Annotated in this window: 12 protein-coding genes; all 12 read right to left on the reverse strand. The window is 28.5% G+C overall.

The genetic code is table 11. From position 1 onward, the window contains the following. Position 1: 1 nt before the first annotated feature. A complete protein-coding gene (wecB, locus tag BM289_RS19225) occupies positions 2-1,144 on the reverse strand; it encodes a non-hydrolyzing UDP-N-acetylglucosamine 2-epimerase (protein ID WP_091496580.1) in 1,143 nt (380 codons plus the stop codon). A 23-nt stretch (positions 1,145-1,167) separates the two neighbouring features. Next, positions 1,168-2,286, reverse strand: a complete 1,119-nt coding sequence (locus BM289_RS19230) for a polysaccharide biosynthesis C-terminal domain-containing protein (protein WP_091496582.1) — start codon at positions 2,284-2,286, stop codon at positions 1,168-1,170. Positions 2,287-2,334: 48 nt separating this feature from the next. After that, complete coding sequence (locus tag BM289_RS19235) at positions 2,335-2,925, reverse strand: phosphatidylinositol-specific phospholipase C/glycerophosphodiester phosphodiesterase family protein (RefSeq protein WP_091496584.1); 591 nt, start codon at positions 2,923-2,925, stop codon at positions 2,335-2,337. Further along, positions 2,925-3,638 carry a glycosyltransferase family 2 protein gene (locus tag BM289_RS19240; protein WP_208610270.1) on the reverse strand — a complete coding sequence of 238 codons (714 nt, stop codon included), beginning with the start codon at positions 3,636-3,638 and terminating at the stop codon, positions 2,925-2,927. The genes BM289_RS19235 and BM289_RS19240 overlap by 1 nt, the downstream gene beginning before the upstream one ends. Next, positions 3,620-5,194: a glycosyltransferase family 39 protein gene (locus BM289_RS19245; protein ID WP_091496585.1), complete on the reverse strand. Its 1,575-nt coding sequence runs from the start codon at positions 5,192-5,194 to the stop codon at positions 3,620-3,622. The genes BM289_RS19240 and BM289_RS19245 overlap by 19 nt, the downstream gene beginning before the upstream one ends. A 3-nt stretch (positions 5,195-5,197) precedes the next feature. Further along, entirely contained in the window at positions 5,198-6,184 is a 987-nt protein-coding gene (locus BM289_RS19250; protein ID WP_091496586.1) for an acyltransferase family protein, read from the reverse strand. Next, complete coding sequence (locus BM289_RS19255) at positions 6,181-6,549, reverse strand: GtrA family protein (protein ID WP_091496588.1); 369 nt, start codon at positions 6,547-6,549, stop codon at positions 6,181-6,183. The genes BM289_RS19250 and BM289_RS19255 overlap by 4 nt, the downstream gene beginning before the upstream one ends. Beyond that, positions 6,546-8,174, reverse strand: coding sequence for an NTP transferase domain-containing protein (locus BM289_RS19260; protein WP_091496589.1), 1,629 nt, complete (start codon positions 8,172-8,174; stop codon positions 6,546-6,548). The genes BM289_RS19255 and BM289_RS19260 overlap by 4 nt, the downstream gene beginning before the upstream one ends. A gap of 39 nt (positions 8,175-8,213) precedes the next feature. Continuing rightward, the gene (locus tag BM289_RS19265; RefSeq protein ID WP_091496590.1) at positions 8,214-9,293 is read right to left on the reverse strand and encodes a class II aldolase/adducin family protein; all 1,080 of its coding nucleotides are present in this window, start codon (positions 9,291-9,293) and stop codon (positions 8,214-8,216) included. Further along, entirely contained in the window at positions 9,290-9,970 is a 681-nt protein-coding gene (locus BM289_RS19270) for an HAD family hydrolase (RefSeq protein ID WP_091496592.1), read from the reverse strand. The genes BM289_RS19265 and BM289_RS19270 overlap by 4 nt, the downstream gene beginning before the upstream one ends. Continuing rightward, the gene (locus BM289_RS19275; protein WP_167365467.1) at positions 9,967-11,961 is read right to left on the reverse strand and encodes a uridine kinase; all 1,995 of its coding nucleotides are present in this window, start codon (positions 11,959-11,961) and stop codon (positions 9,967-9,969) included. The genes BM289_RS19270 and BM289_RS19275 overlap by 4 nt, the downstream gene beginning before the upstream one ends. A 71-nt stretch (positions 11,962-12,032) precedes the next feature. Continuing rightward, complete coding sequence (locus BM289_RS19280; RefSeq protein ID WP_091496595.1) at positions 12,033-12,449, reverse strand: WxcM-like domain-containing protein; 417 nt, start codon at positions 12,447-12,449, stop codon at positions 12,033-12,035. Between the last annotated feature and the right edge of the window lie 5 nt (positions 12,450-12,454).

The raw sequence follows: 12,454 nt of genomic DNA on the forward strand, positions 1-12,454 counted from the left end.
CTTAATTCAGCTCTCTCCAAACTACACGTTTCACATAATCAGTATAACTTAAGATAATGCGAACCATTTTTTCAGAAACATTTGGCATTGAATAATCTGCAACAGGTCTAAAGTTTCTTTCCTTTCCTATCTTTTGATACTGAAGTTGCACCAATCCCTGTAAAACTCTTTCTGGACTTAAACCCACCATCATAACAGAAGTCTCTTCCATTGCTTCTGGCCTTTCGTGTGCATCTCTAATATTAAGAGCTCTAAAGTTTAGTACTGAAGATTCTTCCGAAATAGTACCCGAATCAGACAAAACAGCAAAAGACCTCATTTGCAAAGCATTATAATCATTAAATCCTAAAGGTTTTAAGAATTGTACATTTTTATGCATTTGAATATTTTTCAACTCAATCATATTTCTTGTTCGGGGATGCGTACTTACAATAATTGGATAGTTGTATTTTTCAGCAATAAGGTTTAAGCTATCCATCAATCCACGAAAATTAACTTCGCTATTAATATTCTCTTCTCTATGAGATGATACTACAAAAAACTTCCCTTCTTCTAATCCTAATCTTTCTAAAACATCAGAAGATTCAATTGAAGGTAAATAGTGATTTAAAACCTCAAACATTGGAGAGCCTGTTTTGATAATTCTATCTGCAGGCAGACCTTCTCTCAGCAAATATTCTCTAGCTATATCACTATATGTTAGATTAATATCAGAAGTGTGATCAACTATTTTTCTATTTGTTTCTTCTGGTACGCGTTGGTCGAAACAACGATTTCCTGCTTCCATATGAAAAATTGGAATATGTCTTTTCTTTGCCGGAATTGCGCATAAACAACTATTGGTGTCACCCAAAACCAAAAAAGCATCTGGTTTTTCAGACTCAAGTAAAGGATCTATTTTTATTAAAATTTGACCTACCGTTTCAGTAGCTGTTGCTCCTGCAGCATTTAAAAAGAAATCTGGTTTACGAATTCCTAAGTCATCAAAAAATATCTGATTTAATTCATAGTCATAATTTTGACCTGTATGTACAATAATATGTTCAATTGCATCGGAATTATCTAAGGCTGCCATTACTCTCGAAAGTCTAATAATTTCGGGTCTTGTCCCAACAACAGTCATTACTTTTAATTGTGATTTCATTATATAAAATAAATTATTACTTTTTAAACGTTTTCAAAATAGGTATCTGGATCACTCGGATCGTAAAACTCATTTATCCAAAAATTGGTATATAGTACTTCTTCTCCAATATTCTTAATATTATGGGTGTACCAAATTGGCATGTCTACAAATGACGGTTCATTTCCATCAAGATAAAAGTCTAAAATCTCATCTGTTCCAATACGCCTCAACTGAATTAAAGCTTTTCCTTTAATTACTGCAAAACGCTCAATTTTTCTTGTATGGTAGTGATTCCCTCGCGTTATTGCTGGAACTGTTGTTGAAAAAGATACCTGCCCCCCTACACCAAGTCTGATAATTTCTACAAAAGATCCTCTTGAATCTGTATGCTCAACAAATTTTACTGGAAAGTGATTTTTTATATCCATGTAACAACGAAAAGTATTGAATAAATTCAATTCGAATTTATTATTTATACATGGTATAATTCCTTTATCTTGATATTCTGCCTTATACATTTCTAAAAATTTTAGAATCTGAGAGACTTTTGATTCCGAAGTATGCTTTACCAATACCTCCGGATTTCCTTTACCTGATCTTATCTCTGTAAGTATCACATCAACTAGTTCTCCTACGTAAATAAGTTTTAAGTCACCATCTACATCAATGGTAGGAACTTCATTATGAGATAATTTATGACAAAAAGTAGCAATTACCGAATTATAATTGGGATGTCCAAAAGGTCCAAAAACATTAGGAATAATCATTCCTGTAAACTTTCCATCCGAATTATTGGCCCAGTGAATCATTAATTCTCGGCCTTCTTTCTTTGATTTTCCGTAAAGATTATCTCTCTCTTCCTGCGTTGATGAAGAAAATAAAACATGTGCTTTACTATTAGTCTTATTTAAAGAATTGACTAATTTTTGAACAAGGCTTAAATTAGTATCGTAAATTACCTGTGGATCATTATGACGATTCATAGCTGCCAAATGCACAATCACATTACATTGTGATACGAAATCATCTAATTTATTTTCATCTTCAAAATACTCTTTTTTGAAATCAATTCTTTCGAATTGTTCTTGAAACAGACCTAGAGTATTGTACAAATGTGACCCGACAAAACCTGCTTGTCCTGTAATTCCTATTTTTAACATATTTGTTCTTTAATTTTTAATAAATGTATTATAACAACAGTTTCTTAATTACTTATTCCATCTAGAAACGTTATAACTTTTGCTACAAATTGCATCAAAAATTATATTATTATCATCCAAATATTTTTTATAAACTTCTATTTTCTCATCTTGTCCTTGAAGCTCTGGAGAAACTAAACAAAGTTTAAATCCATTCTCTTTCAATTTTAAAAAGGAATTAGCGTCTATTGGCATTTTAGTAAAACAATCAACCCAAACCCATTCCACTTTTCCTTTCAAATTTAAAATCGTCTCAATGGTTTCGAATTCTGAAAATCTCAAGGCCACGTTCTTTTCACCCATTTTTGACAATAAATATATCATTGGAAATGAACTATCAAGAAAAAAATATTTTTGAATGCTATACTTTTGAAGTAGTTCTAAAACTTTATGTTCTATACGCTCACTTTTTATATTCAATATCATTGTCCCATGATCGTAATATTTAAGATAGCCTTCAAAATCTTCTCCATCAGTAAAAGGATCATGCTGAAGAATTAGACGTTGTCCATAATCTCTTAAATCAAGTTCTACACCATAATTTTTTGGCACTTTCCTCAACTCTTCGACTGTATTTACTCTATGTGAGATAAATTCCATTACAATTCTTTTTTTAACTTAACACTAAAATCCATTGTTCTTTTTATAAACTTCCATTTAGAAGCTAAACCTGTATTCCAACTTGATTCTCCGTGAATCCTTGGAGGAAAAAAAACATCAATACGAATTACGTCAAGCCCTTTTCTCCTTGCCATATAAAGAAGATATAAATCAAGAGAGAAATCTTTAGGAATATTTTCTAAATTCTCAAAAAAACTTCGATGAAATACGTTTGGTTGAGCATTTATATCCCACAAACTTGTTCTTAAATATATTGTTTCAAAAATACTCATACCGGTAGTAAAGAATTGATCTAAAAACTTACGTTTTTTCCGATCGCCTTTCACATAAGTATTTTTTGGATTTGTGGCATTTTTAATTATATCAAATGCTTTTATAACATCTGCTGGATCTGTTTGCATATCTGCATGAGTATATCCAATAAAATCACTTTTAGCTTCTCTTAATCCAGAAGTAATACCATATCCGTAGCCTTGGTTAATTTCAACTTTAACAACTCTTGCAAAATTATAATTCGGAACTAACTCTGCAAATACAGCTTCACTGTTATCTAAAGATCCGTTGTTTACAAGAATAACCTCAATCTCATTAGTTTTGATTACTTCATTAAACTTATTTAAAATTAGAGAAATGTTTTTCTCTTCGTTGTAGCATGGTATAATAATAGATAATTTTATTTTACTTTCTTCCATATATAAAAATACTTGTTGTCAGCGAATTTTTCATACCCTAAATCACCGTTTTTATTAAAATTTTCAATTATCTCAAGTGACTTAGAATATTTACCAGATTTTATTTTTTGGTCGTCAAAATAAATATCCTGCTTTGATAAAATTACTAAATCCATCTTTTTAAAATTTGTGGAGTCTTTTGTCACTGATTTTTCCAAAAACGCATCTAAATTAATCATACTTAAATCAATTGGCTCATAGAGGACATTAATATTTTCATAGCTCAAACCCAGTTTTTTATAATCAAACGGCTGATAAGAACTTATTAAAATATTCGTTTTATTGCTTGTTTGCCCGCTCAGTTCTTTTAATAAAATATTACTTATTTCTTTTTGTTTTACTAATGATAATGCTCTCTTTTGATGGAACCCTGTTGACAATTCAAATTTATAATTTGATATGTGAGAAATTATTTGAAGCGAAATTATAGTTGCTAAGTAAACATATTTGTATTTATCAAATTTTAAAAGTAATGATATTAAAAGTAACGGTGCAATTGTAAATATGGATAAATAATAATGCTGCCAGTCTTTATTAACCATTAAAAATAGATAAACAATGTTTATGCAAAAATAGCACCCTAGAATTGGAAACATTGATTTCTTTTTTTCTCTATTAAAAAGAAAAATCACCAAAGATAAGGAGAGTAGAATAAGAAAATAAAACAATATATAATTGAGATAATAAACATCAATCGCATTATATATTTTGCTGCTAATAGATACTTTTACATTCAATCCATGATTTGTGGCATTAGATTTCATATTTACGATAAAAGAACTAATGAACGCTTTGAACCCTGTTGGATGTATTAAATATGGATTTGTCAAAACAAATAATGCAATTGATATACCTATATATTTAAAAAGTAATTTTATTTTAAAAAAGATATCTTTTAAATATCGATGTGTGATATTATCATAAAAAATAAAAATAAATACGACAGGTAAAAAAGTGATTGCTTGAATTTTTGTAGCAATAGAAATTCCAAAAGAAACACTAGACCACCAAAAATATTTTTTAAAATTCCAGTTGTCCTTAGCCAAAAAATAGATTGCCAAAACACTAAAAAAAGTCATCATCCAATCTGGATGAAACCACATTGCGTTTTTCCAGAATCCTGGCATTGTAAAGAGAATGAAAGAAATCAAAATAGACGAATATTCATCTATGTACATTCTTGCTATCTTATAAATGTACCATGCAGAGCCTACAGCAAAAAGGGCAGTTATTACTCTTGGAATATATATAGCCATTTCTGTATTTCCGGAAGCAATAAATGGACTAGCTGCTAATAAATTTAAAAAGAAAAAACTAAATCCATAACTATAAAAACTAAATGAAAATAACTTTTTAATATCAAATGTCATTAATCCATCATACATGTTTAATAAACTTCCATGAAAAGCATATTCATCAATACTATAGTTACTTAAAAAACCAATATTTAAGTTTCTATAATTGATATACAACAATGCAAGGAAAACGATGGATAACAGTGCAATATTTTTTTTCATACTTTATTTTATTAATCCTATAAATTTAAACTTATCACTTACTCTCATCAATAACTTAGACAAAATAATTGGTACTCCAATTGACAAAACAAAAGTTATTAATAAAAATATTATATTTAAAATAAGATTATCAAATTGAAGCAATTCCGGAATTTTATATAAGATAATTACGTGCATCAAAAAAATTGGGAATGAATAAAAACCAATATAAGCTAACTGCTTGTTATAATTCAATTTCAAAAACAAAATAAAAATTGAAATATTCAGAATTAAAAAAGAAATATAGCCTACTAGAGTAGCAGGAACTGAAAATTGTGCTAAGTCGATTCTAGAGTGAAATTGCGTAATGGTTTTAATTGGTTCAAAATAAAACAGGATTGCAATTGAACCGAAAATCATCAATAGTATTAATGAAAAATTTATACTTTCAATTATTCTTTCGTTTTCATAAATATATTTAATTAAAAAAATTAAAAGAAAGAGATAGAAAGCTACATCAATTCCGAAAGGAACTTTATTATGAATTAATGCTATCTCACTAGAAAAACAGAACGTTAATATAGAAATTGCTAATAAAATAATTTTAAATGATCTGGATGATAGATTAAACACAAAAAAGAAAGTATTTAACGACAAAAGTGCTGGTAGAAACCAAAGAATAGATTTTATAGAATTCCAATTACCGATAATGATTTTTTCAAAAAAAAGTTGATAATTTTCTAAAAACAAAAACCTGTTTTCATAAAAAAACCAAAAAACATACGGTAATAAAATCAACGCTACTCTTTTAACCAACCATTTATAGTCACTCTTTATAAATAGAACAGAAAGCGCAAAGAAAAGAGGCATATGAAAAAAATATATACACGAAGTTAAGGCTGTAAAAAAATTACTTTTTTCGATAAAAAAAAGATTAAATGGAATATGTCCATAAACTACCCATACCATTAAAAAACCTTTTAATGTATCTAATCTTAAATCTCTTCTCATTTAAAAACCCAAAATTTTTGCCCAATAAAATTGAGTACTGTACTTGTCGCTGTTGCTGCCAAAAAAGCAACAACAATTACGTTAGTATTATTTAATACATATTTATTAACTAATACATTTGCGCCTAGTGTGATACTATACAATATTACAAATCGCAAAATTTCTACATATGATTTTTCTTTTTTCTCAAAAGTCCAATATTTGTTTATTATATATGCTACTATAGTGCCTAAAATAAATGAAATTGCTTTAGCACTATTATGTTGGAGGAGTTTTAAAAGCAAATAGTAAGTACTCAAGTCTACAAACACGGCGCTAAATCCTGCTACTAAAAATCTTAACAGTTCTTTCTTTATTGTGTTCATAAATACTCCTGTTGGAAAGTATTGTATTTTTTGTCTAGTGTTTCCAATTCTGTCCTTTCAATTGTAATATCTTTTTCCAGACGATATGGATGCCAAGACGCTTTATGAAAGAAACTCTGCCAGTATACAAATGTTTCGTAGTCATTCGGAGTTCCCCAACAGATATAGTCGTCTATTTCAAAAACTTTAACTTTGTATCCCATACTTATAAGTTCCCCCATTAAACTATCGACATAATATTCTCCGTTAATTCGAATATTTTTATCTAATAAGTTTTTTAAAGCTTCATTAAAAAAGGCCACTTTTTTGAAGTAAAATGCTCCAACAATAGCATGATCGTTATAAGGATTGTCTGAAATTGGTATTTTTACAGATACACCTGTGGCATTATTAACTTCATCTGTATTTACCCATCCATACATTTGTGGATTAATTTTACTCGAAATATGATGTCTGAATGTAAATATAATTGCATCTACATTTTCATCCTTCATTAATTCCTGATATTTCTCTCTATTATAGATCATACCATTATCAGTTGCGGCTATTAATAAAGATGAATCTTCTAGTACATGTTTTAAACCTATGCTGCAAGTTATAGCTTGCCCTTCTGTAACTTCATCAATAGCAATGATTTCACATTCCGAAAATTGATCTCTTAGAGTTCTTTCTAATGGATAATTATCCAAATGTTCTTTTAATGTTACAAAAACATGCTTTTCGCTATTGGGTAAAGAATTTGCCGCCTGGATAATCATTGGTTTGCCCCCCACTTTTATTAGTGGCTTTGGATCAACATAACCAGCAGACACAAATCTACTACCTCTTCCTGCTAAAGGAATCAGAGTCACACTGTTTTTCAACGGCGTACTTTTCAGTGTTTCATTGCAAGCATTTCTGAAATATTTGGACCAACTATTATATTCTTCTACATCTTGAGGAGTTCCCCATTGTAACATATGCTGAATATCATATATAGATACTTTTAATTCGTCATTAACCATAAGATTATAAATCAACGAAACATAAAATTCTCCGTTTAAATTTATATTCTTAGCCATCAACTCATTAAAATATTTTTTTACGTAACTTCCTTTTTTAAAGTAGTATGTTCCATTTGAGGCATACTCATTCATTCTATCATCTGTAAATGGATCTTTTTCTTTTATTTCCAACATCCATTGTTTTTCATCTCGCATAAATGCATAATTAGTTGTACCAAGCATATGTGGATGAAATCTTTTATATGATGGTAATGCACCATCTGCATCTCTACTTCTGGTATGTATTAGAAAATCTTTATAATCCCAATAAGTTCCAAAATCACAATAATTTACAATAACCTCCTCATCATCTTCGATTAAATGCTCTATTAAATGGACTGCATAAACTGGCCCTTTTTTATGATTTGGAATTTCAACAATATTAGCATTTGGTCTTATATCCAATAGTATTTCACGCATATTGGTTTCTTTTAAATGCTTTGCATTACAAATGAATGTAAATTTCTCTTCGCCAGGAAACAAATCGCAAACATGTTCTATGATAGGTTTGCCATCGATTTCTATTAAAGGTTTTGGTGTAGAATATCCTGCTTCTATAAATCTGTTGCCAATTCCTGACATTGGTACAATTATATGCATGTTTATTTGATGTAAATTAATTTATATTTTTTGTCTAAATTTCTCTGCCTCCCAGTTAGAAAGATAAAATAATTCATCTTCTTCTAAAAAGTTAATTGTTTCGATATTACTATTCACCAAGACTGTTATATGAAATTTAAAAACGTCTTCTATTTCTCTTGCTTTCTTAACATTAGAGCTAATAAAAAATATTTTATGGTCATATAAAATCACTTTGGGCCATTCGTGATATTTATTTTTATAATCCTCAATGCTTTTTGAATCGTTTAGGGAGTTTATTTTAACTGCATTAACTCCGCAGTATACAAAAGAATCTGGGCAAAATGCAGATTCAAAAAATAACTTTTCGTTTAATTTCAGTTGCTTATTTAAAAATATATCTTGACATAAATAAGATATACTCGTACTTGTACTTTTATCATTTACACTATTAAGTAAATTAGTTATTTTATTTGTCACCTTATAATGGGACATATCTACATTTAGATAATTTTCAATTTTATCTAAAACATATTCGGTAAGTTTTTTAATATCTTCTTTCGCATCAGATGTAATTATTAAACCATGATTTTGTAAAAAAATAATATTAGGAATTTTATCTAACTTTTTAAGCTCTTGCTCTAAAACAATAGCCAACTCCACACCTGGAGTTTGATATTCTACAAAAACTATTAAATCATTTTCAAAAATATCATTCAATATTGACAAACAATTTTCTTTCGCTAATATTACATTAGTAACAACTGCATGCGTGTGTAATGTATATTTAAGTAATAATGAATGAAGCAGAGTTTCTATCGAAGGTCTGTTATTATTATCAATAGTTGCCTCTTTTATTAATAATGAAGTAATATTTTCTCTTTCTCTTTTATCCTTACTATTAATAATAGTTTCATTATTTAAAATATCTGAAACTTTTTTAGTAATTACTGTCGAGTAACCTGATTTTTCAGTAACATCACTTAGAGAAAGCCCAGAGGATTTTATAATCATCTCTCCATTGTCAAATTTTACAGAGCTATTACCTCCACCAGCTTGTGTTAAATCGAATCGTTCACCAGCGTATTTTGAAATTTCAACTAATTCTTTTATCTCTTTCATACCAAATCTAAAATTTCTTTAAAGGTTTTTGCCTCTAAAACCATACTTTTATCAAAATCTTCTATATTATTGCTTTCATTTAGCCAAATGGATTTGATTCCTAAATTAGTTGCACCGAAAATATCTTTCTTGAAGTTATCACCAATCATGCAAACATCATTGGGTTGTAATTGCAGTTTTTTTAATCCAACCATAAACATATATGGATGTGGTTTTTCTCTTCCAGCCTCTTCACTAGTCACAATATGATTACAATATTTATCTAATTGCAACTGTTTAATCTTTCGATATTGAATATGAGCTGTTAAATCCGTTACTAAACAAATATTCCCTTTGTATTTTTCTAGAAAATCATATATCCCTTCGTATGGCTGAATTTCTTCGAGAAAGTTATCCCAATAAATATTGTAAATATCAAAGCTATGTTTTAAGGGATTAACCTGTAGCGATTCTAATGTTTTTTGAAAATATAATAATCTATTATGAGAAGCTGCTGTTTCGGCAAGCTCTATATTTACTTGTCTCCTTGCATTCTCATAAGCTTCTTTTATGTCGATTTCGTTAAAATTTAAAGTTTCTGAACAATATTCTATTACTTTATTCTTCGCATAATTGTGAGCTGTATCGTAATGATATAATGTATTATCGATATCTAAAAGAATTCCCTTAAATTTCATCTATTTTCTAGTTTTAATTGTTCACTTATCATCTTTAAAGTCAGCAATTGTATAAATCCTTCATATCCAAATTCCCACTTACAATTATAAGAAACTATCTCGTCAAGATTTTCAATACACTGGAATGCTACTTTCTCAAAACTTGTATTTGGAACTTCATTTAATTTAATAAATTGAGTTTTTAGGTCATAATTATAATCCCATTCAAAAGAACAATCTAAGTTATTTAATATGTCTTCAATTGGAATATTAGCATCAAACGTTATTTTAAGTCCCAAATTTATAGCTTCTCCTTCCTGACCTATAGTATATTCATTTATACTAAAATAGTTTATAACCATATCTGCGAATTCTTTTTGAGGATATATATACTTTTCAGCATCGGTCATTCTATTTTCAATCTGTTCTATTATTTTTTCATGACTATAGCCACGTTTCTTAATATCTCTAATAATCTTCCAATGCCTTCTCAAAGTTTCATCGGTATCAATATAAATTTTAAGATCTATATTTTTTCTAAGTTTCGGCAAATAAAAAGGATGCAATCCTGCAATAACAATAAATTCTTTAGGCAAAACTTTCTTTGGTTCTGTAAATTTTCCCGAACTGTGCTCATACTCACATCTGTAAATTGTTTGATTATGTTTTAAACCATATATCGCATCGGATTGCTTATGAATGTGATTAGCCTTTGGGTCAAGATGTGTAAATTTTTTCCAGTTTTCATCACCTCTTTCCCACTTATGTTCTCCATCTCCTTCTATTTGAAGCAATTTATCCCCTAAAATACTTTGAAGATTATTCACAAGTGTAGTTTTTCCTACTCCACTATCGCCTCCAATACCAATTACTAAATTCAGATGTTTATTATATATTGAATTACTTTTAATTCCGTATTTATAGAAAGCATAAATAATAGCGGCAAGAATTACTTCTAAAAATGTAAAAGCAATGTTAGCCATGTTTTCATTCTCAATTTTTAAATTTATTACTCTCCCTAAAAACAAAACATCTGCGTACTCACTTTTATGAAAAAAAAGAAAAAAGATTAAATATGTTAGAGAGAATGCAGAATAAAGTAATAAGCTTTTTTCTTTATTTTTATTTTGAACAAAATAGATTGCTACAAAAGGAATCATCCAGACATACCAAGCTGGACCAGGGTAAATAAAAAATATTACCGCGGTAAAAAGAAGTCCGAAATAAAAATAAAGTAAATCGTGATTAATTTTATTTTGATTATAGAAATGAAAATAAACCAATAAAATTGAAGCTATAGGCAGTAAAATTTTAACAGCTCCAATATGATAAAATGAGTTAAAAATCAATGATTGTTTCGGATTCAAAAGGACCATCTGCATAAATCCTTCCGAAAATAAAAAAGGGAGATCTAAAAATAAGAATACACTTAACGATATTGCAAAATATTTATATATCTCCAATATTTTATTTGTTTTATGCAGATAAAAAAGTATTAAAGGTAATGCAATAATGATATGAAATTTTGTTGCCAATGCAAGACCTAATATGATTGCTGAATATCGGTTTTTGTTTAAAGTCAATAAATAAATACTATATAATAGTAAAGCCGTTGGAATTATATCTAACTGAGCATGAATATAAATAGAATATATTACAATAGGATTAAGAAAATAAAAAATGTAAACTCTGTTTGATTTGGATGGGAAAAATTTAAGCAATAGATATAAAATCCCCAAATCCGCTAAAAACAGAGGCATTTTAAAAATCATTCCTATATTTAATAATGCACTTAAATAAGAAAATGGTGTTAAAACTAAAAGCATAAAAGAATGATACGGAAATGAATCTAAATTCAAGTTATGCTCAAAATAAAATTGCCATGGGTTAACAAACTTATTATCAATAAAAGCTTTCAAAAAGGGCTGAAATAATGCGTCATTATATGCTGATGAAAACAAAAAAAGCAGAGCAATTTTTACAAAAACTATAACCTTAAAATTATTACTCATTTTTAATATCATAAACAATTTGCTTAGATTTATCAAAACATTTTAAATCACTATAAATCTTAGAAAAACCATTATCTCTCAAAATAATTACTCTCAAATTTATAATCATCATTGATTTCTCCCAATAAATAATCTGCCATTACTAGCAATTTGGATCCATCTTCAATTGACTGAATACTACTCACATAACCTGCGGGAACATATAATATTTTTAATTCTTTATCGTCAATTACAAACGAAATAGATTTTAATTTATGAGATGGTTTATTCCAGTTATCTATTTTGATAAGCTCAATTTTAACTTTTCCTTTTATTGCTGAAAACCATCTTTGTTCGACTTTATGCCCTTGCCAACGTCTTAAAACCTCATTATTTTCATTCTCGATAACATATATTCTTTTGACTTCAGAAACATCAAAATCATTGTTATAAAACAGAGTCCCCCTATGATCGGAATGACGTTTGCCTTCTATAATTTTAGGTCTCATAAAAA

The sequence above is a fragment of the Flavobacterium phragmitis genome (assembly GCF_900112575.1).
Taxonomy (GTDB): domain Bacteria; phylum Bacteroidota; class Bacteroidia; order Flavobacteriales; family Flavobacteriaceae; genus Flavobacterium; species Flavobacterium phragmitis.